The sequence below is a fragment of the Streptomyces sp. NPDC088785 genome, assembly GCF_044750685.1.
Taxonomy (GTDB): domain Bacteria; phylum Actinomycetota; class Actinomycetes; order Streptomycetales; family Streptomycetaceae; genus Streptomyces.
In genome coordinates this window covers 900,411-922,893 of record NZ_JBIVKH010000001.1, presented here as the reverse complement: position 1 = coordinate 922,893, position 22,483 = coordinate 900,411, and the positions used below count along the sequence as shown (strand labels likewise).

The window sequence follows — 22,483 nt, the reverse complement described above, 5'->3', positions numbered from 1 at the left end:
CGCCCTCTAAGGGGGTGCCGCCCTGTGAATGGGTGGCCCGGCGCGACGAACAAGGGGACGGAATGCGCGAGGTCAGCCGTAGGGGAGTCATCGGGATGGGAGCGGGCGCGGCCGCGGCGGCGCTGGCCGGCTGCGGCGCGGACGACGCCCGGTCCCCGGTGCGGGCCGAACCCACCCGGTCCGGCCGCCCCGGCGCCCCCAAGCAGCCGGCCGTCCGGCCCATCGGCGACGGCTCGACCGCGTACACCGGCAAGCAGCCCAAGCAGCCGGGCGCGCCCGAGAAGCTCGCGCCGGGCGAGAAGCCGCCGCAGTTCGTGATCTTCTCCTGGGACGGCGCGGGCGAGGTGGGCAACGGCCTGTTCCCGCGCTTCCTCAAGCTCGCCGAGGACCACGGCGCGCACATGACCTTCTTCCTCTCCGGGCTGTATCTGCTGCCGGAGTCCAAGAAGCGCCTGTACCGCCCGCCGAACAACCCGGTCGGCGCCTCCGACATCGGCTACCTCACCGACGAGCACATCAGGGCGACGCTGAAGTACACCCGGCAGGCCTGGCTCGACGGGCACGAGATCGGCACGCACTTCAACGGCCACTTCTGCGCGGGCGGCGGCACCGTCGCCCACTGGACGCCCGCGCAGTGGCGCAGCGAGATCGATCAGGCAAAAACGTTTGTGCAGCGCTGGCGGACGAACTCCGGCTGGACCGACCTGCCGCCGCTGCCGTTCGACTACGACAAGGAACTGGTCGGCGGGCGCACCCCGTGCCTGCTCGGCCAGGACAACCTGCTGCCCACCGCCCGCGAGCTGGGCTGGCGCTACGACGCCTCCTCGCCCGGCGGCCGGCAGCGCTGGCCCGAGAAGCGGATGGGCGTGTGGGACCTGCCGCTCCAGGCCGTCCCCTTCCCGGGGCGCAGCTTCGAGGTCCTGTCCATGGACTACAACATGCTGGCGAACCAGTCCCACAACTCCACCCGGGCGCCCAGCTACCACTACCCGGCCTGGCGCAAGCAGTCCGCCGCCGCGTACATCGCCGGGTTCGACCGGGCGTACCGGACGAACCGGGCGCCGTTCTTCATCGGCAACCACTTCGAGGAGTGGAACGGCGGCATCTACATGGACGCCGTGGAAGAAGCGTTCAAGCACATCGCGGCCACCGCCGAGAAGCACCGTGACGTACGGCTCGTCTCCTTCCGCCAGTTCGTGGACTGGCTGGACGCGCAGGACCCCGAGGTGCTCGGCAGGCTGCGCTCGCTCGACGTGGGCCAGCAGCCCGCACAGGGCTGGCGCCGGTTCCTGGAGAAGCCCCGCACACACCCCGGAAAGAGCCGCACAAACCCCTCCTGAAGTGGGCTTTTCCAGCCACGAGGGGGGTGCGAAAGATCCCCTGAACGGACATGCGAAACTTTTCACATGAGTGCCGCCTGCCGCGCCCCCCGCACCGCCGCGACCACGCGCCGCGCCGCCAAGCTGACCGTAGGAGCCGCCGTCGCGGCCCTCGTCCTGACGGCGTGCGGCAATGGCGGCACCTCCGGGGGCGGCGGCAACACCAACTTCGTGACCAGCACCGGCGGGATCTCCACCGTCGCCAAGGACGAGCGGCACGACGCCCCGACCCTCACCGGCGAGGACCTCACCGGCAAGCCCCTGAGCACCGACGACTACAAGGGCAAGGTCCTGGTCATCAACATCTGGGGCTCCTGGTGCTCGCCGTGCCGCCTGGAGGCGAAGTACTTCGCCAAGGTCGCCGAGCAGACCCGCGGCAAGGACGTCCAGTTCATCGGCATCAACACCCGGGACCCGAAGCAGGGCTCGGCGATCGCCTTCGAGAAGGACTTCGGCATCACCTACCCGAGCTTCTACGACCCGGCGGGCAAGCTGCTGCTGAAGTACGAGCGGGGCACGCTCAACCCGCAGGGCATCCCCAACACGCTGGTCGTCGACCGCGACGGCAAGCTGGCCGCCCGCTCGCTGAAGGCCCTCAACGAGAAGAGCCTGCACGAGATGATCGACCCCGTGATCGCGGAAAAGTGATCGACGGTGTCCTCCACGCTCGCCGCACTCGCCGCTGACGGCGACGGTCTGAACCGGACCGTCTACAGCGGCGCCCTGCTGTTCGCCATCCCGATCGCCGTCCTCGGCGGCCTGGTCTCGTTCTTCTCCCCGTGCGTCCTGCCGCTCGTCCCCGGCTACCTGTCGTACGTGACCGGCGTCAGCGGCACCGACCTGGCCGAGGCCCGCCGCGGCCGGATGGCCACGGGCGCGGCGCTGTTCGTCCTCGGCTTCACCGTGGTCTTCGTCTCCGGGGGCGCCCTCTTCGGCTTCTTCGGGCAGACGCTCCAGGAGTACCGGGACGTCCTGTCCAAGGTCCTCGGCGTCCTCATGATCCTCATGGGGATCTTCTTCATGGGCCTGCTGCCGCGCATCACCCAGCGCGAGTTCCGCTTCCACAAGCGGCCGGTGACCGGTCTGGCGGGCGCGCCGCTGCTCGGCGCGCTGTTCGGCATCGGCTGGACCCCGTGCATCGGCCCCACCCTCTCCTCCGTGTCCTACCTGGCCCTGGATCAGGGCAGCGCGGGCCGCGGCGCCATACTGATGGTCGCGTACTGCGTCGGACTCGGCGTGCCCTTCGTGCTCGCCGCGGTCGCCTTCCGCAAGGCGCTCGGCGCCTTCGGCTGGGTCAAGAAGCACTACGCCTGGGTGATGCGCATCGGCGGCATCATGATGATCCTGACCGGCGTCCTGCTGCTGACCGGCGCGTGGGACAGCCTCGTCCAGCAGATGCAGACGTGGTCCAACGGCTTCCAAGTGGGAATCTGACCTATGAGCAAGACGAACACCCCCGAAGAGGCCACCGAGCAGCAGGCCACGTCCCAGCTCAGTACGGCCCCGCAGGAGGACCGCTCCCCGGCCACCGGCACGTTCGGGGTCGTCGCCTGGGCCCGCTGGTTCTGGCGGCAGCTGACCTCCATGCGGGTCGCGCTGATCCTGCTGCTCCTGCTGTCGCTCGGCGCGATCCCCGGGTCGCTGATCCCGCAGACCGGCACCGACCAGATGAAGGTCGACGCGTTCAAGAAGGCCCACGAGCACCTCGGGCCGCTCTACGACCGCATCGGCCTCTTCCACGTCTACAGCTCGGTGTGGTTCTCGGCGATCTACATCCTGCTGTTCGTCTCGCTGATCGGCTGCATCATCCCGCGCACCTGGCAGTTCGTCGGCCAGCTGCGCGGCAGGCCGCCGGGGGCACCGGGCCGCCTGGACCGGATGCCCGCCTACGCGACGTGGCGCACCGAGGCCGGCGGGGACGAGGTCCGCGCCGCCGCGCTCGCGCTGCTGAAGAAGCGGCGCTACCGCGCGCACGTCGCCGGGTCGGCCGTCGCCGCCGAGAAGGGCTATCTGCGCGAGGCCGGCAACCTGGTCTTCCACGTCGCGCTGATCGTGATGCTGGTGGGCTTCGCCACCGGCCAGCTGTTCAAGTCCGACGGCACGAAGCTGGTGCTGGAGGGCGACGGCTTCTCCAACACCCTCCCGCAGTACGACGACTTCTCCTCCGGCAACCTCTTCGACCAGGACACCGGCCTCGAACCCTTCAGCTTCACGCTCAAGGACTTCACCGGGACCTACGAGCGCACCGGCCCGAACAAGGGCACGGCGCGCACGTACAAGGCCGACGTCACCTACAGCGAGGGCGCCGACGGCAAGGAGAAGAAGGCGACCATCAAGGTCAACGAGCCGCTGAAGATCGACGGCACCAAGATCTTCCTCTCCGGCCACGGGTACGCGCCCGTGGTGACCGTCCGCGACGGCAAGGGGAACATCGTCTCGGACCACACGCCGGTCCCGCTGCTGCCGATCGACTCCAACCAGACGTCCACCGGCGCCATCAAGATCATGGACGGCTACCGCGACAAGGACGGCAAGAAGGACCAGCTCGGCTTCAACGCCTTCTTCGTGCCGACCTTCGCCGGATCGGGCAAGGGCAACATGTTCTCCCAGTTCCCGGCGCTCGACTTCCCGGTCCTGGCGCTGTCCGCGTACCACGGCAGCCTGGGCGTGGACGCCGGCCTGCCGCAGAACGTGTACCAGCTCGACACGACCAACATGAAGAAGTTCAAGGACTCCAAGGGCGGCCTGCTCAAGAAGCGGCTGCTGCCCGGCCAGACCATGAAGCTGCCCGACGGCGCCGGCTCGATCACCTTCGAGAGGGGCGTCCAGGAGTGGGCCACCTTCGAGATCGCCAAGCAGCCCGGCACCGGCTGGGCGCTCACCGGCGCGATCGCGGCCATCGCGGGCCTGGTCGGCTCGCTGTTCATCCAGCGCCGCCGCGTCTGGGTGCGGGCCACCACCGGCGACGACGGCGTCACCGTCGTCGAGACGGCGGGCCTGGGCCGCAGCGAGTCCGCGAAGCTCCCCGACGAGCTGGGCTCGATCGTCGGGAAGCTGCACGCCCAGGCGCCGAGCGCCCCCGAACCCACCCCCGAACCACCCACCGCTGTTCCTGCCGCCGAAGGGGCTGAGAAGTGAATCTCGCCGCCGCGACCAACGAGAACCTGGCGCAAACCAGTAACGTCCTCATCTACTCGTCGATGGCCGTCTATCTGCTGGCCTTCTTCGCGAACATGGCCGAGTGGATCTTCGGCAGCCGCAGCAAGACCGGCCGCGCCGCCGCCGCGCTGACGCAGCCGGCGCGGAAGCCGGCCGCCGCCCCGGCCGTGCAGGTCCAGCAGAAGGGCGGCACCGCCGTCCTGGACCGGCCGCAGGTCGTCACCCGCAGCGCCGCCGGCTCCCGCGGCGACGTGCCGGACGGCCCCGGCGCCTCCGGCGGTGACGTGCAGGGCGACCTCTACGGGCGGATCGCGATCTCGCTCACCGTGCTCGGCTTCCTCATCGAGTTCAGCGGTGTCCTCACCCGGGCGCTCTCCGTGCAGCGTGCCCCGTGGGGCAACATGTACGAGTTCAACATCACCTTCTCCACCGTCGCCGTCGGGGTCTACCTCGGCCTGCTGGCGCTGAAGAAGAACGTCCGCTGGCTCGGCCTGCCGCTGGTCACCACGGTCCTCCTCGACCTCGGTCTCGCCGTCACCGTCCTGTACACCGCGAGCGACCAGCTGGTCCCGGCCCTGCACTCGTACTGGCTGTACATCCACGTCTCGACCGCCATCTTCTGCGGCGCCGTCTTCTACGTGGGCGCGGTCGGCACCCTGCTCTACCTCTTCAAGGACTCCTACGAGAACAAGCTGTCCCAGGGCGGCACGCCGGGCCGCTTCGCCACCTCGGTCCTGGAGCGGCTGCCCGCCTCCGCCTCGCTCGACAAGTTCTCGTACCGCATCAACGCGGCCGTCTTCCCGCTGTGGACGTTCACGATCATCGCGGGCGCGATCTGGGCGGGCGACGCCTGGGGCCGCTACTGGGAGTGGGACCCGAAGGAGACCTGGTCGTTCATCACCTGGGTCGCCTACGCCTGCTACCTGCACGCCCGCGCCACGGCCGGCTGGAAGGGCCGCAAGGCCGCCTACCTGGCCCTGATCGCCTTCGGCTGCTGGCTGTTCAACTACTACGGCGTGAACATCTTCGTCTCCGGCAAGCACTCGTACGCCGGGGTCTGACCCCGCGGCACGCGCCGAGGCCCCCTGCCCGCCCGGGCAGGGGGCCTCGGCACGTCCCGCGGGTCACGGTTCCAGGGAGCGCCAGATCCGGTCCGGCAGGACGCGGGCCGCGTGGGTGAGGTCGACGTCGCCGACCGACAGCCAGCGCCGGGCGACGGCGACGACCGGGCCGAGGGCCAGGCTCTCGATCAACGGCGCGGGCAGCGCCGCGAGTTCGCCCGACGCGATGTGCCGCTCCAGCCAGACCGCCACCGGCGAGAGCCGCGCCTCCTGGCTGTCCCGCAGCCGCCGGGCCTGCGCCATGGTCAGCCGGTCCGCGTACGAGGAGTGCAACAGCCTCGCCGCGTCCGGGTGTTCACCCACGAACGCGAGGTAGGAGCGGACCGCGGCGCGGATGCCGGTGCGCGCCGTCCGGGACCGGGCCAGCGCCGCGGACACCTCGTCGAGCAGCCGCCCGAGCCAGCGCAGCAGCAGCGCGCCCATCAGCCCGTCGACGCTGCCGAAGTGGTGGTAGAGGCTCCCCGCGCTCACTCCGCTGGACGACGTGAGCGCGTGCACCGTCACCCCGGTCTCGCCCGCCTCCGCGTACACGGAGAGCGCCGTGTCGAGGAGGCGCTCGACCGTCTCCGCGCCACGCCGTTGCTTGGGACTCATGGTGACAGTCAGCGTAAAGCACCATGTCAACGACGGGGCTCCGGATGTGATTCTCAGGTGAAAATCTAGAAAGCCGCTCCAATTTCCGGGCCCGCTGCGTCACACTGATCGCGACGGAGCGGGCCGGGGTTCACCCCCCGGCCGGGGCCGTCGAGCGGCACGGGGGACCGTTCGGCGGCCCGTTCCGGGGTGCGATCGCCGGGAGCGGCGTCCGGCTATGCGCCGATGTCCTCGTGCCACAGCTCCGGCTTCGCCGCGATGAACTCCTCCATCATGCCGACGCACGCGGGGTCGTCGAGCAGCACGATCTCGACGCCGTGCTCGGCCAGCCAGTCGTGGCCGCCGTGGAAGGTGCGCGCCTCCCCGACGATCACCCGGGAGATCCCGAACTGCCGCACCAGGCCCGAGCAGTACCAGCAGGGCGAGAGCGTGGTGACCATGGTGGTGCCCCGGTACGAGCGCTGCCGCCCGGCGTTGCGGAACGCGTCGGTCTCCCCGTGCACGGACGGGTCGGCGTCCTGCACCCGCCGGTTGTGGCCGCGGCCGAGCACGGCGCCGTCGGCGGAGTAGAGCGCGGCGCCGATCGGGATGCCGCCCTCGGCGAGGCCGGCCTTCGCCTCCTCGACGGCGGTGGCGAGCCAGGTGCGGGCGAGGTCGAGATCCATGACGTACGGGCCTTCCTGTCGGGTGTGAAGGGGGGTCGGGGCTAGCGGGACGTGCGGGCGGTGTCGCGGCGGCGCAGGAGCGCGTACAGGCCGGCGCCGAGCACGAACCCGACCGGGCAGGTCAGGTCCCCGACGCCGGGCCACCGGCCGGGCACCCAGCCGACGAACAGGGCCTGGTTGGAGAAGAGCGGCACGGACACGGCGACCCCCGCGAGCAGGGCGACGAGCCCGGCGTGCTGGGTGAACGCACGGTCCTGGAGCCGCTCGGCGAGCGCCGCGTCGGGCAGGGCGCGCAGCAGATGCTCCATCAGGACCACGCCCAGCCAGGGCGCGATCCAGTACGCGATGACGAGCAGGAAGTTCTCGAAGGCGTGCCCGGCGTCGGCGAGCGAGGCCCAGCCGGCGGCGGTGCCGAACGCGCCGACGACCGCGACCAGGGCCGCCCGGTTCAGCCGGCGCGGCAGCCGCAGGTCGAGGGAGGACAGCGAGACGGCCGCCGAGTAGACGTTGAGGGTGGCCGCCGCCATCGCGCCCAGGATGATCGCGACCAGCGTGAGCCTGCCGAGCCAGTCCGGGAGCTGCCCGGTGAAGGCGTCGGTGGGGGAGGCGCCGGCGGGCGCGGCGAGCGTGGCCGACGCCGCGCCGATCACGGAGACGACGGAGACGGAGAGGAACAGGCCGAGCCCCGCGTACCAGGCGGTGGCCCGGCGCGAGGTGGCCGCCGGAAGGTAGCGGGCGTAGTCCGAGGCGCACGGGTTCCAGCCCGCGGTGAAGCCGAAGCAGGCCGAGAAGGCGAGCAGGAACCCGCCGAAGCCGCCGCCCGGCCCGGCCGGCGCGCCGAGATCGGCGTCCACGAAGATCCACACCCCGGCCAGCAGGAAGATCACGCAGAGCACGGGGAACGCGTACTTCTCGAACCGGTGCACCAGGTCGTGCCCGACATAGCCGATGACGACTTCCAGCACGACGAGGATCAGCAGGCTGGGCAGCGGGGCCAGCCCGGTCAGCGAGTTCAGGGCGAAGGCGCCGCCCACCGTGTTCACGGCGAACCAGCCGACCCCGGCGACGAACGCGTTCACCGCCGACGGCAGCGCGTTGCCCCGGAACCCGAAGGACAGCCGCCCGATCACCATCTGCGGGACCCCGAACCGCGGCCCGTCCGTCGACAGCACCCCGTGCGCCAGCGAGCCGAGCCCGGCGCCGAGCACCAGCGCGGCGACGGCCTGCCAGAAGCCCAGGCCGAACGCGGAGACCGACAGCACCCCGATGAAGACGGTGGCGAAGCCGACCTGGGGCGAGGCCCAGGTCCACAGCAACTGGCGGGGCGAGCCGTGCCGGCGTCCGGGCGGCACGGGGTCGGCCCCGTGCTCCTCGACGGCTATCAGCTTCTCGGACGGCGTGCTCTGGTCGGTGACCTGCGGGGATCTGGACATGGGCCTTTACGGGGGCGAGGTGCGGAGGAGGGGATTCCCCTTCCAGTGTGCGGGATGCCGGTCCCGCACCGCACCGCCCCCGGCCGCGTCAGTCCGTGCCCTGCTCGCCCTCGCGGCGCCGCAGCTCCTCCTCGCGACGGCGCAGATCGGCCTCCCAGTCCTTCAGCAGCGCCTCGTCCTGCGCGCCGCCCTCCCGCAGGGACGCCAGGAACTCGGGGTTGTCGTCCGGGGCGACGTACCGGGCCCGCTGCTCGCGCGCCGACGCGAAGGGACCGCCGGCGCGTCCGCCGGCCGCCGGCGCCCGGTGCTTGCCCGCGGCCAGCCAGACGACCGGCCCGACGACCCAGAACAGCAGGATGATGAAGACCCAGGCGACCTTGGGCAGGTGCCTGGTCTCCTCCTCCGGCGTGTTCAGACAGTCGATGAACGCGTAGATCGTCAGGGCCAGCGGGATCAGGAACATCAGGACCCGGAGCATGGTGCGCGCTTCCCCCAAGTGGCGATGGGGGACCCGCGCGGCCCCCCGGTGACCGGGCCAGGGTAACGGTTGCCGGATACTGGACGGCATGGCTTACGACGATCTTCGCTCCCTGCTCCGGGCGCTGGAGCGCGAGGGCGACCTGCTGCGCATCAAGGCCGAGGTCGACCCGTACCTGGAGGTCGGTGAGATCGTCGACCGGGTGAACAAGGCCGGCGGCCCCGCCCTGCTCTTCGAGAACGTGAAGGGCGCGTCGATGCCCCTCGCGATGAACGTCTACGGCACCGACCGCAGGCTCCTCAAGGCGCTCGGCCTCACGACCTACGACGACATCAGCGACAAGATCGGCGGCCTGCTCAAGCCCGAGCTGCCGCAGGGCTTCGGCGGGATGCGGGAAGCGTTCGGCAAGCTCGGCGCGATGACGCACGTACCGCCGAAGAAGGTCAAGGACGCGCCCGTCCAGGAAGTGGTCCGCACCGGCGACGACGTCGACCTCGACCTGCTCCCCGCGCTGTTCACCTGGCCCGAGGACGGCGGCTCCTTCTTCAACCTCGGCCTGACCCACACCAAGGACCCCGAGTCCGGCGTGCGCAATCTGGGCCTGTACCGCCTCCAGCGCCACGACAAGCGCACCATCGGCATGCACTGGCAGATCCACAAGGACAGCCGCAACCACTACCAGGTGGCCGCCCGGCGCGGCGAGAGGCTGCCGGTCGCGATCGCCTTCGGCTGCCCGCCCGCCGTGACCTACGCGTCGACGGCGCCGCTGCCCGGCGACATCGACGAGTACCTGCTCGCCGGGTTCATCCAGGGCAAGCGGGTCGAGATGGTCGACTGCAAGACCGTCCCGCTCCAGGTCCCGGCCAACGCCGAGGTCGTCATCGAGGGCTGGCTCGAACCCGGCGAGATGCTGCCCGAGGGCCCCTTCGGCGACCACACCGGCTTCTACACCCCGCAGGAGCCGTTCCCCGCGCTGACCATCGACTGCGTCACGACGCGCAAGCGGCCGCTGCTCCAGTCGATCGTCGTCGGCCGCCCGCCGACCGAGGACGGCCCCCTCGGCCGCGCCACCGAGCGCTTCTTCCTGCCGCTGCTCAAGGTGATCGTCCCCGACATCGTGGACTACCACCTGCCCGAGTCCGGCGGCTTCCACAACTGCGCGATCGTCTCGATCGACAAGAAGTACCCCAAGCACGCCCAGAAGGTGATGAGCGCCGTCTGGGGCGCGCACATGATGTCGCTGACCAAGCTGATCGTCGTCGTCGACTCCGATTGCGATGTGCACGATCTTCATGAAGTCTCGTGGCGCGCGCTCGGGAACACGGACTACGCCCGTGACCTGACCGTCGTCGAGGGACCCGTCGACCACCTCGACCACGCCTCCTACCAGCAGTTCTGGGGCGGCAAGGCGGGAATCGACGCGACCAGGAAGTGGCCCGAGGAGGGCTACACGCGGGACGGCGGCTGGCCCGAGATGGTCGTCTCCGATCCCCGGACGGCGGCGCTCGTCGACCGCCGCTGGAAGGAGTACGGACTCAAGTGAGCAGCGCCTCAGCAGCAATCCCGCAGCAGCCGGGCCGCACCAGGGCGTTCCTGCGCCTGGTCATGATCGAGCACTCGGTCTTCGCGCTGCCCTTCGCCTACATCGCGTCGCTGACCGCGATGTTCGAGCTGGACCGGAACATCCACTGGGGCCGGCTGCTCCTGGTGACGGTCTGCATGGTCGGCCTGCGCACCTTCGCGATGGCCGCCAACCGGATCATCGACCGCGAGATCGACGCCCGTAACCCGCGCACCGCCCACCGCGAGCTGGTCACCGGCGCGGTGTCCGTGAAGTCGGCGTGGACCGGCGCGCTGATCGCGCTCGTCGTCTTCCTGGGCGCGGCGGCCCTGCTGAACCCGCTGTGCCTGGCGCTGGCCCCCATCGCGGTGATCCCGATGGTCGTCTACCCGTACGGCAAGCGGTTCACGAACTTCCCGCAGGCCATCCTCGGCCTCGCGCAGGCGATGGGCCCGATCGGCGCCTGGATCGCGATCACCGGCTCCTGGTCGTGGGACGCGGTCATCCTCGGACTCGCCGTCGGCATCTGGATCGGCGGCTTCGACCTGATCTACGCCTGCCAGGACGTGGAGACCGACCGCGAGGTCGGCGTGAAGTCCGTCCCCGCCCGCTTCGGCATCCCCGGCGCGATCTGGGGCGCCCGCGCCTGCCACACCGTGGTGACGGCCCTGTTCGTCTGGTACGCGCTCGCGACCGGCGCCGGCGTCTTCTTCTGGCTCGGCCTGGTGATCGTCGCCGCCGCGTTCCTGTACGAGCACACGATCGTCAAGCCGCACGACCTGTCCCGCCTGAACCGGGCGTTCTTCCAGGTCAACGGCTTCATCGGGATCGCGCTCTTCGTGTGCGCGCTGCTGGACCTGCTGGTGCGGGGACTGACGGTCTGACCGGTCGCGGGCGACCGGTTCCACAAGGGGTGAAGGGGTGGGGGGAAGGGTGACGGACACGTCCGTCGGCGCGGCGGGGTACGCGGCGCGCTGCCAGGAGCTGTACGAGGCCGGGGCGGCGGCCGCGGTGCGCCGCGCCGCGAGTGAGGGCATCGAGCGCTGCGGCCCCGACCCCGGGCTGTGGTGCTGGCTGGGTCTCGGGCATCTCGCCGAGGACGAGGACGACCACGACGACGAGGCGGAGCGGGCCTTCCGGGCCGGCCTCGCCCTGGACCCCGACCATCCGGGGCTGCTGTCGGGGTACGCCCGGCTGTGCTTCAACACCGACGGCTTCGACCGGCCGGGCCGGGCGGCCCGCGCCGCCGGGCTGCTGCGCCGCGTCGAGGAGCTGGCGCCGGGCTCCGAGGCGGCGGAGCAGGCCCGGGCCGCCCAGCGCTGGGCCGGGCGGTCCTGGCGCGAGGACGTGGTCGGCCGGACCGCGGTGGAGATGACGCGCAAGCAGGCCGTCGTGCACCAGGCGGCCGAGGTCGCGGACGTCTTCGACCGGGCGTCGGCGGACGGCGGGGACGCGGCGGCGCTCGCGCGGGCCGGGGAGCGGCGTCACCCGGAACACCTGGGCGCCGCCGTGCTCGCCGCCACGATGGACGAACTGTCCGGCCCGTGGCGGGCGCCCCTGCGCTTCCTGGTCCGGCGCCGCGCCGCGGTGTGGACGGCGGGCTTCCTGCTGGCCCTGGCGACGAACGTGGCGCTGCGCTCGGCCGACGTCGCGAGCGACCCCGTCCCGTACGGCTTCCTGTGGCTGGTGCCGCTGTGGCTGGCCGACCGGCGGCTCGCGGCGGCCCGTGAGCGGGGCCGGGAGACGGCGTTCGCCCGCCACGAGGCCCGGCTGGCCGGGCCCACCCCACCAGCCGGGCCGACGCCCCGTCCGCCCGAGGCAGCCGCCAAGACGCCTTGAACCCGGCGGTGACCTCCTGGTCGTCCGGCAGCCGGTCCACCACCGACTCGAACCCGCGGCCCGGGCCGGCCGCCCGCGCGGCGCACCGCAGCAGCCGCCTCGCGCTCGGCGTCCCGGCCGGGAGCCTCCTGCCTCGCCGGTGGCGGAGCGCTGCCAGGACCGCTCAGCCGGGGGCGACCACCCGCCGGGCCGGTCTGCCCAGCACGAACGCCGCCCCGATCCCCGCGAGCAGGCCGATCAGATGGCCCTGCCAGCTGACCCCCTCGTTCGCCGGGGACAGGCCCGCCAGGAACGTCGTGCCCCAGTACGCCGCTATCAGCAGGCCGATGACGATGCCGAGCGGTCTGCCCTCCACGAAACCGCTGAACACCACGAATCCGAACAGGCCGAAGATCAGGCCCGACGCGCCCGCCGTGTTCGTGTGCGCGGGCGCCACCAGCCACACCCCGAGGCCGTCCGCGACGACGATCAGCGCACAGGCGAGGAAGAAGCGGCTCAGCCCGCCGAGCGCGGCGACGAAGCCGAGGACCAGCAGGGGCACCGAGTTCGCCGCGACGTGGGCGAAGCCGAAGTGGACGAAGGCCGCCGGGACCACGTCGATCAGCTCGGAGGGCTCGCGCGGCTCGATGCCGAAGGTGTCGAGGGCGTGCCCGGACACCGCGTCGACCCCTTCGAGCAGCCACAGCAGGGCCACCCAGAGGATCATCACCTTGCCGGCGGCCAGCGCCCGCCCGCCCGCGGTGGCCCTCTTCTGCTCCGCCTCGTACGCCATCTCAGCCCCGTCCCCCCGGACCCCGCCCGTCATCCGTCACAACGCCCCCGGCCCCTGGTCGAGTTCCCCCACGAGCATGCCGGATAGGCTCGGGTGTGTGGAGCACGTCAACGCAACCAGCCGCACGCCCTGGGTCGTCGGGGTGTCCGGAGCCTCGGGAACCCCGTACGCCGCTTCGGTGCTGCGCGCCCTGCTGCGGGCGGGCGAGGCCGTCGACCTGGTCGTCTCGCGGGCCTCGCGGCTCACACTGCTCGACGAGACCGGCATCTCCTTCCGGGACGCGCACTGGCGCGAGGACCTCGGGGAGTGGCTGGCGCGGGGCGCCGACGGCAAGCCGCACACCTTCACCGGCCTCGATCTGAGCGACGTGCGGTACTGGGCCGCGGGCGATCTCGCCGCCGGTCCGTCGTCCGGGTCGTACCCGGTCAAGGGCATGATCATCGTGCCCGCGTCGACGGCGAGCGTGGCCGGGGTCGCGCTCGGGCTCTCCAAGGACCTGCTCCAGCGCGCGGCGAGCGTGACCCTGAAGGAGCGCCGTCCCCTGGTCGTCACGGTGCGCGAGACCCCGCTGACCGGGCAGACCCTCCGGCACCTCGTGACGCTGGACGAGGCGGGCGCGGTCGTGCTCCCGGCGTCGCCGGCGTTCTACGCGGGAGCGACCCACATCCAGGACCTCGTGGACTTCGTCGCGGGCCGGACCCTGGACGCGGCGGGCGTGCCGCACACGCTGTTCCGCCGGTGGGAGGGAGAGCTGGGAGGGGGCTCGCGCGCGAACTAGCGCGGCACGGCTCTTCTCAGCTGGACTTTAGAAATTGCTGGGCGTTTTCCCAGTCAGCCTTGGATTCCACACGTAGACTCGCGTTAACGCTGAATAATGAAAGGCTTTGGACCTATGGACGCCGTGGACAGGCAGCTCATCCAGGCCCTGCGCGAGAACGGCCGCGCCTCGTATGCGGAGTTGGGCCGGCTCGTCGGCCTGTCCGGGCCGAGCGTCACGGACCGCATCAACCGCCTGGAGGCGGCCGGCGTCATCACCGGCTACCGCGCCACCGTCGACTCGGCCTCGCTCGGTCTCGGCGTGATCGCCCTCATCGGCATCTCGCTCTCCGACGCCGCCGACCACGAGGACGTCGCGCACCGCCTGAAGGACCTGCACGAGATCGAGGACTGCTGGTTCATCGCGGGCGACGACTCGTACATGCTCAAGGTGCGGGCCAGCGACGTCGACGGCCTGGAGCGGACCATCCGCCGGCTCAGCGGCACCAAGGGCGTCTCCCGCACCCGCACCACGATCGTGCTGTCCACCAAGTGGGAGAACCGGGTCGGGGAGCTTCCCGAAGAGGTCTGAGCGCGAGGGCGTACGGTGGGCTGAGTCGTGGGTGGTCCGGGCGGTCCGGACCGGCGAGGAGAGGTACCGGCATGGACGCAGGGCTCAAGCGCGAGCTGGAGCAGAAGGTCAGGGACGGTGAGCGGCTGTCCCGCGAGGACGGCATCGCGCTCTACGACTCGGACGACCTGGCCTGGCTCGGCGGCCTCGCCCACGAGGTGCGCACGCGCAAGAACGGCGACGTCGTGCACTTCAACGTGAACCGCCACCTCAACATGACGAACGTGTGCACCGCCTCCTGCGCCTACTGCTCGTTCCAGCGCAAGCCGGGCGAGAAGGACGCGTACACGATGCGCATCGAGGAGGCCGTCAAGCTCGCCCGGGCGATGGAGTCGGAGAACCTCACCGAGCTGCACATCGTCAACGGCCTGCACCCGAACCTGCCGTGGCGCTACTACCCGCGCTCCCTCAAGGCCCTCAAGGAGGCCCTGCCGGACGTCGGCCTCAAGGCGTTCACGGCCACCGAGATCCACCACTTCGAGAAGATCTCCGGCCTCTCGGCGTCGGACATCCTCGACGAGCTGATCGAGGCGGGCCTGGAGTCGCTGACCGGCGGCGGCGCCGAGATCTTCGACTGGGAGGTCCGGCAGCACATCGTCGACCACGACACCCACTGGGAGGACTGGTCGCGGATCCACCGCCTCGCGCACGAGAAGGGGCTCAAGACCCCCTCGACGATGCTGTACGGGCATATCGAGGAGCCCCGGCACCGGGTCGACCACGTGCTGCGGCTGCGCGAGCTCCAGGACGAGACGAACGGCTTCCAGGTCTTCATCCCGCTGCGCTACCAGCACGACTTCGTCGACATGAAGGACGGCAAGGTCAGGAACCGCCTCCAGGAGCGGACGACCATGGCCACCGGCGCCGAGGCGCTGAAGACCTTCGCGGTCTCGCGGCTGCTGTTCGACAACGTGCCGCACGTGAAGTGCTTCTGGGTCATGCACGGCCTGCACACCACGCAGCTGGCGCTCCAGCACGGGGCCGACGACATGGACGGCTCGGTCGTCGAGTACAAGATCACGCACGACGCCGACAACTACGGCACCCCGAACAAGCTGACCCGCGAGGACCTGCTGGACCTCATCCGGGACGCCGGCTTCCGGCCCGTCGAGCGCAACACGCGCTACGAGATCATCCGCGAGTACGAGGGCGCCGACCCGGGCCGCCGGGACGAGCCGCAGCCGATGCGCGTCTGAGCACCTCGCCCCCGCCGACCTCGGGCGCTCCTCCGCGTGTTTCACTGGAGGGGCGCTCGTCCTGTAAGAGGACCTTTTCGGAACGGAAGAGTGGATTGACATGTTCCGCTACACGCTGATGCGCCTCGGGATCTTCGTGGGCTGCTTCCTCGTCGTCTGGGGTCTCGTCGCCACCGGCATCGTCCCGCGCGGCCTCGGCGGCTCGAACTACCTGTGGATCGTCCTGCTCGCGCTGGTGATCTCCGCGCCGCTCAGCTTCGTGCTGCTGCGCAAGGAGCGCGACCGCGCCTCCGAGAAGATCGTCGCCCGCGTGGACCGCGCGAAGGCGAACATGGACGCCAGCCGCACCATGGAGGACGAGGCGGACGACGCCGCCCGCGCCCACCGCGCGTAACTTACGTCACACGCAGCACCCCGCCCCGGCACCGCACAGGTGCCGGGGCGCCTGTGTTTTCAAGGCGGACGCGGCTCGCGGGGCGGGCGGGCAGCGCGCCTTACCCAAAGAAGCCCTTTGATGTTCTCAAAGTGCCGGTGTTAACGTTCCCGACATGAAGACGACAGCCGCGCCCCGCATCACCACGAGCGTCCCGCTCGTGGAGCGCCTGCATGTCGATCTCTGCCGCTGCATGTCCGCGGCCTGTCGCGCCTGAAGCGCGCCTCCCGATGCAGCGACGCCGTTGACCTCGTAACACGGTCGCCGCTCCCGTACGAAGACGTTCCGGTCTCCCGTACGCCCCCCTTTCCTTTCGCCTTGTCCCCGCGCGTCATCACTGGAGTGCTTCCGTGTCCGCGAACATCACCCCCGCCGACGCGAAGCCGGCGTCCCCGAAGTCCGGCTTCCGCATACCGAAGGTCCCGTTCTGGGCGCAGATCGTGGGCGGTCTCGTCCTCGGTGTGCTGCTCGGCTGGCTCGCCCGCAGCCAGGACATCTCCTGGCTCGTCACCACGCTCGACAAGATCGGCGGCATCTTCATCCAGCTGCTCAAGCTGGCCGTCGCCCCGCTCGTCTTCTTCGCGATCCTGGTGTCGATCACCAACCTGCGCAAGGTCAACAACGCCGCGCGCCTCGCGTCCCGCACCCTCCTCTGGTTCATGATCACGTCGCTGATCGCGGTGGCCATCGGCCTCGCCATCGGCCTGGTCACCAACCCCGGCTCGGGCACCGGCCTGACGCCGAAGGACGGCGCCAAGCCGGAGCACGCCGGCTCCTGGATCGACTTCCTGACGGGCATCATCCCCACCGACGTCATCACGCCGTTCACCGAGCTGAACGTTCTCCAGATCGTCTTCATGGCCGCCGTCGCGGGCATCGCGATCCTCCAGATCGGCGAGAAGGCCAAGCCGATCCTCACCCTGTCGGAGTCGATCCTCGAACTCCTCCAGAAGGCCCTGTGGTGGGTCATCAAGCTGGCCCCGCTGGGCACCGTCGGCCTCATCGGCTACGCGATCGCCACCTACGGCTGGGACCTCATCAGCAAGTACGCGACGTTCACCGCCGACATCTACGTCGGCTGCGCCCTGGTCCTCTTCGGCGTCTACCCGCTGCTGCTCGCGACCGTCGCCAAGCTGAACCCGGTGCAGTTCTTCAAGGGCGCCTGGCCCGCCATCCAGCTGGCCTTCGTCTCCCGCTCGTCGGTCGGCACCATGCCGCTCACCCAGAAGGTCACCGAGCGCCTCGGCGTCCCGAAGGAGTACGCGTCCTTCTCCGTGCCGTTCGGCGCCACCACCAAGATGGACGGCTGCGCCGCGATCTACCCGGCGATCGCCGCGATCTTCGTCGCGCAGATCTTCGACATCGACCTCGGCATCGGCGACTACCTGCTCATCGCCTTCGTCTCCGTGGTCGGCTCCGCCGCCACGGCCGGCCTGACGGGCGCCACGGTCATGCTGACCCTGACCCTGTCGACGCTGGGCCTGCCGATGGAGGGCGTCGGCCTGCTCCTCGCGATCGACCCGATCCTCGACATGATGCGCACGGCCACGAACGTCGCCGGCCAGGCGCTGGTCCCGGTGATCGTCTCCGCCCGCGAGAACATCCTGGACCGCGAGGCGTACGACCACGCGACCTCGTCCCCGGTGGACGAGCCGCAGCGGGTGGCCGTCGCCGCCTGACGCGTCCCCCGCGGCCCGCACCGCCCGGCGCACCGTGCCCCGTCCCCCGGATCCCCGGGGGCGGGGCACGGTCGTGTGCGGGGGCCGCCCCGCGGGGTCCGTAGGGTGAGGGACGCACGACAGGTGAGGAAAGGCGGCAGGGGTGGGCGGGGACGACAGGGCCGAGGCGGCGCGGCAGAAACGGCTGCCGCGGGCCGAGCGCGAGCGGCAGATGCTGGACGCGGCGGTGCGGGTGTTCGGCGAACGCGGGTACCGGGCGGCCTCGATGGACGAGATCGCCGAACTGGCCGGGGTCTCCAAACCGCTGGTCTACCTGTACCTGAACTCCAAGGAAGAGCTGTTCACCGCCTGCATCCGGCGGGAGTCGGCCGCGCTGATCGCCGCCGTGCGGGCCGGGGTGCGCGCCGACGCCGCCGCAGACCGGCAGCTCTGGGAAGGACTGACCGCCTTCTTCACGCACACCGCCGAACACCCCGACGGGTGGGCGGTGCTGCACAGCCAGGCGCGCTCGGGCGGCGACCCGTTCGTGGCCGAGGTCGGCTCCATGCGGGACGAGATCGTCGCCTTCGTGACCGCGCTGATCGCCGCCGCGGCCCGGGAGGCGCACGGCGACCCCGAACTCGCCGAGCGGGAGGTCACCGGGCTCGCCCAGGCCCTGGTCGGGGCGGCCGAGGCGCTGGCCGGCTGGGCCAACGCCGACCGGACCGTCTCCGCCGGGGAGGCCGCGACGACCATGATGAACTTCGCCTGGTCCGGGCTCGGCGGCCTCATGGACGGGCGGCGCTGGACAGCGCGGTGACCTCCCCGGTCAGGTGCAGCCGCTCGCCCCGGGCCGACCGCAGCGCGAAGGACGGGCCGAGCGCCGCGTACGTCACCGTGCCCGGCAGCAGCACCGGCGCCCGGAACCGCGCCGCGACGTGCACGGGCCCGGACGCGCCGAACTCCGCCAGGCACCGGGCCACCGTCCACATGCCGTGCGCGATGGCGCGCGGGAAGCCGAAGGCGCGGGCCGTGAGCGGGTGCAGGTGGATGGGGTTGCGGTCGCCGGACGCCGCGCCGTAGCGCCGCCCGAGGTCCGCCCCGAGGCGCCATTCGGCGACGTCCGGGAGCGGGGGCGCGAGCTGCTCCCGTGCCGGGTCCGGGGCCGGGGTGCGCGTCGTGTGCCGGGCCAGATAGGTGCTGGTCGACTCCCATACGGGCGTCTCGCCGGGGTCGTCCGTGGGACGCAGGGCGGTGACGACGACGGCCTCGGTGCCGCGGTGGTGCGGGCGCAGTTCCGGGATGGCCACCGTCAGTTCGTAGTCCGCCGCGGGGGACAGGTCGCGCTGCTGGGTGATCTCGATCGAGGTGTGCACCAGGCCCAGCAGCGGCAGCGGGAACGCGCGCGTCGACATCAGCCCCATCGCCAGGGGGAAGCCCAGGACGTGCGGGTAGGTGACCGGGAGTTCGGCGCGGCCGGTCGGGTAGGCGCAGACGCGCTCGTAGGCGGTGAGATGGGCCGGCCGCACCCGCAGCCCGGCGATCCGGGCCGTCTCCTGCGGCGCCCGCCCGACGACTGCGCCGGGCCGCTTGAAGGGGGACAGCACGGCGCCGCGCAGCATCAGGGGGAGCAGGGCCGGGGGTGACGTCATGATGACGGGTCCTTGGGGTGGTGGTGATGATGATGACGATGACGAATGAGCCCGAACTGACCGACTGGCATCTCGTCTGCGGCCCGGTGGGGGCTTCTCGCGCAGTTCCTCGTCCGCGGGCCGGTGGGGGTTTCTCGCGCAGTTCCTCGTCTGCGGCCCGGTGGCCGCTTCTCGCGCAGTTCCCCGCGCCCCTGAGGCATGCGCTGCGCGCAGCCTCCCCTTGAGGCTGCGCTTCGCGCGCCTCTCCTGGGCGCGGGACGGTGGCGCGCCTCTCCTGATGAGATGCCGCACGCAGTGCGCATCTCAGGGGCGCGGGGAACTGCGCGATCAGCCACGACGGTGGCGCGCGTAAGAGTCGGCCCAGAGGCGCGGGGAACTGCGTGAGCAGCCGCCACCAGGGGGAGCGCGGGGGGTGATTGGGGTGAGGGCACCGGGGTGGGTCAGGCGCCCAGGAGGCTTTGGCCGCAGACCCGGAGGACCTGCCCGTTGACGGCACCGGACGCCGCGAACCAGGACGTCGTCTCGGCGACGTCCACCGGAAGCCCGCCCTGCCCGAGGGAGTTCATCCGCCGCCCGGCCTCCCGGATGACCAACGGAACGGCCGCCGTCATCCGGGTCTCGATGAACCCGGGCGCCACGGCGTTCACGGTCACCCCGTGCTCGGCCAGCGCCCGCGGCGCCAGCGAGCGGACGAGCCCGACGATGCCGGCCTTGCTGGCGGCGTAGTTGGTCTGCCCCGAGTTGCCCGCGATCCCGGCGATGGAGGCGGTGGCCACGACGGCCCCGCCCCGCCGCACGGCCCCGGCCTTGAGCAGCGCGTCGGTGGTGCGCAGCACACTGGCGAGGTTCACGTCGAGCACCGAACTCCACCGCTCGGCGGGCATGTTGGCGAGCCGCCGGTCCCGGGTGATGCCCGCGTTGTGGACGAGGACGTCCAGCCCGTCGGGCACGAACTCGGCGATGCGCTCACCGGCGTCCCCCGCCGTGATGTCGAGCGGCAGCGCCCGCCCGCCGAGCCGCTCCGCGACCCGCGCCAGGTCGTCCCCGGCGGACGGCACGTCGAGCAGCACGACCCGCGCGCCGTCCCGGACCAGCGTCTCGGCGACGGCCTCCCCGATCCCGCGCGCGGAGCCCGTGACCAGCGCGGTGCGCCCGGCGAGCGGCCGCGCCCAGTCCTCGGGCACCCGCGCCGCGGCGCCCTCGCCGCCGACCTCGACGACCTGCCCGCTGACGTAGGCCGACCTGGGGGAGAGCAGGAAGCGCAGGGTGGACTCGGCGCCCGCCGCCGGACCCGCGACCCGCACCAGGTTCACGGTCCGGCCGCGCCCGATCTCCTTGCCGAGCGAGCGGACGAACCCTTCGAGTCCCTGCTGCACGGCGGCCTGATGGTGGTCGTCGGCCGACGGCCGGACGCCGAGCACGACGACCCGGCCGCCCGGGGCGACGGACCGTACGACGGGATGCAGCGCCGCGTGCACCTCGGCGAGCGCGTCGACGTCGGCGACGCCGGTGGCGTCCACGACGACGCCGGCGGGCCGTTCGGCGCGGGCGGCGACGGTGAGCCCGATGCCGCCCAGCACCCCGGCCAGCTCCTCCCCGTACGCGGACGTGCCCGCCGTGAGGTGCAGCAACGGCCCGTCGAGAGCGGGGTGTCCGGGGGAGAAGCGGCGCAGCGGCGCCGGCTGCGGCAGCCCGAGGCGTCGGGTCAGGAAGCGGCCCGGGGCCGTGCCGGTGAAGTTCAGATAGCGGTCGGCCATTGTCCAACTCCCTGCTCGGTCGTAAATTTACTTCGGAGTAAGGTTACTCAGTAGTCAGGAGTTGTCGAGATGGCCCCAGCGAAAACCGCGAAAACCCCGGCGAGCCCGGCGGCGGGGGTGCCGCGCCGCGTCGCCGTCGTCGCCGGCAGCCGCATCCCCTTCGCCCGCTCCGACGGCCCGTACGCGACCGCGTCGAACCAGGACATGCTGACGGCCGCGCTCGACGGTCTCGTACAGCGGTACGGACTTCAAGAGCCGGGCGCCGTAAGCGAGTTCGTGGCCGGCGCGGTCCTCAAGCACAGCCGGGACTTCAACCTCGCGCGCGAGACCGTGCTCGGCTCGGAGCTCGATCCGCGCACCCCCGCGTACGACATCCAGCAGGCGTGCGGCACCGGCCTGCAAGCCGTGATCGCCGCCGCCAACAAGATCGCCCTCGGGCAGACCGAGAGCGCCGTCGCGGGCGGCTCGGACACGGCCAGCGACGCCCCGCTCGGCGTCAACGACGACCTGCGCAAGATCCTCCTGGAGGCCCGCCGGGCGAAGTCGGCGGGCGCCCGGCTCAAGGCCCTCGCCCGGATCAGGCCCGGCCACCTCGTCCCCGACATCCCGCGCAACGCCGAGCCGCGCACCGGCCTGTCGATGGGCGAGCACGCCGCCGTCACCGCCCGCGCGTGGGGCATCGCGCGCGAGGCCCAGGACGAACTCGCCGCCGCCAGCCACCAGCGGCTCGCCGCCGCGTACGACCGCGGCTTCCTCGACGACCTGGTCGTCCCGTACCGCGGACTGGAGCGCGACCAGAACCTCCGCCCGGGCTCGACCGTCGCCAAACTCGCCACGCTCAAGCCGGTGTTCGGCACGGACCGGCCCGGCGCGACGATGACGGCCGGCAACTCCACCCCGCTGACCGACGGCGCCGCCGTGGTGCTGCTGGCGAGCGAGGAGTGGGCCGAGGCCCGCGGACTCACCCCGCTCGCGTACCTGACCGCGTACGAGACCGCCGCCGTGGACTTCGCCGGTGACGGCGGGGACGTCGCGCGCGAGGGCGGCGACGGACTGCTCATGGCCCCCGCGTACGCCGTGCCCCGGATGCTGGAGCGGGCCGGGCTCGGGATCGAGGACTTCGACCTGTACGAGGTGCACGAGGCGTTCGCCTCCCAGGTGCTCGCCACCCTCGCGGCCTGGGAGAAGCAGGGCCTCGCCCCCCTCGACCGGGACCGGCTCAACACCGCCGGGTCCTCGCTCGCCACCGGCCACCCCTTCGCCGCGACCGGCGCCCGCATCGTCGCCACCCTCGCCAAGCTCCTCGCCGAGCGCGAGGGCCCGGGCCGCGGCCTCATCTCCGTCTGCGCGGCGGGCGGCCAGGGCGTGACCGCGATCCTCGAACGCGCCTGACCCTCAC

22 protein-coding genes are annotated in these 22,483 nt (G+C 71.7%); 15 read left to right on the top strand and 7 right to left on the bottom strand.

Translation table 11 applies throughout. From position 1 onward, the window contains the following. The first annotated feature begins 62 nt into the window (after positions 1-62). The 5 genes from ACIP5K_RS04220 to ccsB all read left to right on the top strand — a co-directional run bounded on the left by ACIP5K_RS04220 (position 63) and on the right by ccsB (position 5,599). Entirely contained in the window at positions 63-1,340 is a 1,278-nt protein-coding gene (locus ACIP5K_RS04220; RefSeq protein ID WP_401404717.1) for a hypothetical protein, read from the top strand. A 66-nt stretch (positions 1,341-1,406) separates the two neighbouring features. Next, positions 1,407-2,027 (top strand): TlpA family protein disulfide reductase, encoded by a 621-nt coding sequence (locus ACIP5K_RS04215; protein ID WP_401404715.1) that lies wholly within the window; start codon positions 1,407-1,409, stop codon positions 2,025-2,027. 6 nt (positions 2,028-2,033) lie between these two features. Then, on the top strand, positions 2,034-2,813 hold the full coding sequence (locus tag ACIP5K_RS04210; RefSeq protein ID WP_401404713.1) for a cytochrome c biogenesis CcdA family protein: 780 nt from the start codon (positions 2,034-2,036) through the stop codon (positions 2,811-2,813). A gap of 3 nt (positions 2,814-2,816) precedes the next feature. Beyond that, complete coding sequence (locus tag ACIP5K_RS04205; protein WP_401404711.1) at positions 2,817-4,517, top strand: cytochrome c biogenesis protein ResB; 1,701 nt, start codon at positions 2,817-2,819, stop codon at positions 4,515-4,517. Further along, positions 4,514-5,599 (top strand): c-type cytochrome biogenesis protein CcsB, encoded by a 1,086-nt coding sequence (gene ccsB, locus ACIP5K_RS04200; protein WP_401404709.1) that lies wholly within the window; start codon positions 4,514-4,516, stop codon positions 5,597-5,599. Before ACIP5K_RS04205 ends, ccsB begins: the two co-directional genes overlap by 4 nt. A gap of 63 nt (positions 5,600-5,662) precedes the next feature. On the opposite strand, the gene ACIP5K_RS04195 is transcribed toward ccsB, so the two are convergent. The 4 genes from ACIP5K_RS04195 to ACIP5K_RS04180 all read right to left on the bottom strand — a co-directional run bounded on the left by ACIP5K_RS04195 (position 5,663) and on the right by ACIP5K_RS04180 (position 8,829). Continuing rightward, positions 5,663-6,253: a TetR/AcrR family transcriptional regulator gene (locus ACIP5K_RS04195; RefSeq protein WP_401404707.1), complete on the bottom strand. Its 591-nt coding sequence runs from the start codon at positions 6,251-6,253 to the stop codon at positions 5,663-5,665. A 215-nt stretch (positions 6,254-6,468) separates the two neighbouring features. Continuing rightward, positions 6,469-6,918: a nucleoside deaminase gene (locus ACIP5K_RS04190; protein WP_401404705.1), complete on the bottom strand. Its 450-nt coding sequence runs from the start codon at positions 6,916-6,918 to the stop codon at positions 6,469-6,471. 41 nt (positions 6,919-6,959) lie between these two features. Beyond that, entirely contained in the window at positions 6,960-8,351 is a 1,392-nt protein-coding gene (locus tag ACIP5K_RS04185; RefSeq protein WP_401404703.1) for a purine-cytosine permease family protein, read from the bottom strand. An 88-nt stretch (positions 8,352-8,439) separates the two neighbouring features. Next, positions 8,440-8,829, bottom strand: a complete 390-nt coding sequence (locus tag ACIP5K_RS04180) for a PLD nuclease N-terminal domain-containing protein (protein WP_401404701.1) — start codon at positions 8,827-8,829, stop codon at positions 8,440-8,442. 88 nt (positions 8,830-8,917) lie between these two features. On the opposite strand from ACIP5K_RS04180, the gene ACIP5K_RS04175 reads away from it, so the two are divergent. The 3 genes from ACIP5K_RS04175 to ACIP5K_RS04165 are packed head-to-tail and all read left to right on the top strand — an operon-like array spanning position 8,918 to position 12,229. After that, positions 8,918-10,372: a menaquinone biosynthesis decarboxylase gene (locus ACIP5K_RS04175; RefSeq protein ID WP_401404699.1), complete on the top strand. Its 1,455-nt coding sequence runs from the start codon at positions 8,918-8,920 to the stop codon at positions 10,370-10,372. After that, positions 10,369-11,274: a menaquinone biosynthesis prenyltransferase MqnP gene (gene mqnP, locus ACIP5K_RS04170; RefSeq protein WP_401404697.1), complete on the top strand. Its 906-nt coding sequence runs from the start codon at positions 10,369-10,371 to the stop codon at positions 11,272-11,274. The genes ACIP5K_RS04175 and mqnP overlap by 4 nt, the downstream gene beginning before the upstream one ends. 49 nt (positions 11,275-11,323) lie before the next feature. After that, positions 11,324-12,229 (top strand): hypothetical protein, encoded by a 906-nt coding sequence (locus ACIP5K_RS04165; protein ID WP_401404695.1) that lies wholly within the window; start codon positions 11,324-11,326, stop codon positions 12,227-12,229. 163 nt (positions 12,230-12,392) lie between these two features. Here ACIP5K_RS04165 and ACIP5K_RS04160 read toward each other — a convergent pair whose 3' ends face one another. Further along, on the bottom strand, positions 12,393-13,001 hold the full coding sequence (locus ACIP5K_RS04160) for a rhomboid family intramembrane serine protease (RefSeq protein ID WP_401404693.1): 609 nt from the start codon (positions 12,999-13,001) through the stop codon (positions 12,393-12,395). 97 nt (positions 13,002-13,098) lie between these two features. On the opposite strand from ACIP5K_RS04160, the gene ACIP5K_RS04155 reads away from it, so the two are divergent. The 6 genes from ACIP5K_RS04155 (at position 13,099) to ACIP5K_RS04130 (ending at position 18,495) form a co-directional block, all read left to right on the top strand. Next, complete coding sequence (locus tag ACIP5K_RS04155; protein ID WP_401404691.1) at positions 13,099-13,779, top strand: UbiX family flavin prenyltransferase; 681 nt, start codon at positions 13,099-13,101, stop codon at positions 13,777-13,779. A gap of 114 nt (positions 13,780-13,893) precedes the next feature. After that, a complete protein-coding gene (locus ACIP5K_RS04150) occupies positions 13,894-14,349 on the top strand; it encodes an Lrp/AsnC family transcriptional regulator (protein ID WP_111665240.1) in 456 nt (151 codons plus the stop codon). A 71-nt stretch (positions 14,350-14,420) separates the two neighbouring features. Further along, positions 14,421-15,584, top strand: a complete 1,164-nt coding sequence (gene mqnE / locus ACIP5K_RS04145; protein WP_401404689.1) for an aminofutalosine synthase MqnE — start codon at positions 14,421-14,423, stop codon at positions 15,582-15,584. 100 nt (positions 15,585-15,684) lie between these two features. Next, positions 15,685-15,978, top strand: a complete 294-nt coding sequence (locus tag ACIP5K_RS04140; protein ID WP_401404687.1) for a DUF4229 domain-containing protein — start codon at positions 15,685-15,687, stop codon at positions 15,976-15,978. A 389-nt stretch (positions 15,979-16,367) separates the two neighbouring features. Continuing rightward, positions 16,368-17,696, top strand: a complete 1,329-nt coding sequence (locus tag ACIP5K_RS04135; RefSeq protein ID WP_401404685.1) for a dicarboxylate/amino acid:cation symporter — start codon at positions 16,368-16,370, stop codon at positions 17,694-17,696. A 211-nt stretch (positions 17,697-17,907) separates the two neighbouring features. After that, on the top strand, positions 17,908-18,495 hold the full coding sequence (locus ACIP5K_RS04130; protein WP_401405269.1) for a TetR/AcrR family transcriptional regulator: 588 nt from the start codon (positions 17,908-17,910) through the stop codon (positions 18,493-18,495). Here the strand turns inward: ACIP5K_RS04130 and ACIP5K_RS04125 are convergent. Together ACIP5K_RS04125 and ACIP5K_RS04120 are read right to left on the bottom strand one after the other, a co-directional pair. Continuing rightward, positions 18,464-19,327, bottom strand: coding sequence for a MaoC family dehydratase (locus ACIP5K_RS04125; protein ID WP_401404683.1), 864 nt, complete (start codon positions 19,325-19,327; stop codon positions 18,464-18,466). The genes ACIP5K_RS04130 and ACIP5K_RS04125 overlap by 32 nt on opposite strands. A 440-nt stretch (positions 19,328-19,767) precedes the next feature. Then, entirely contained in the window at positions 19,768-21,084 is a 1,317-nt protein-coding gene (locus ACIP5K_RS04120; RefSeq protein ID WP_401404681.1) for a 3-oxoacyl-ACP reductase, read from the bottom strand. A gap of 69 nt (positions 21,085-21,153) precedes the next feature. Between ACIP5K_RS04120 and ACIP5K_RS04115 the strand changes: the two genes are divergently transcribed. Beyond that, positions 21,154-22,476, top strand: a complete 1,323-nt coding sequence (locus ACIP5K_RS04115) for an acetyl-CoA C-acetyltransferase (RefSeq protein ID WP_401404679.1) — start codon at positions 21,154-21,156, stop codon at positions 22,474-22,476. The last annotated feature ends 7 nt before the right edge of the window (positions 22,477-22,483 follow it).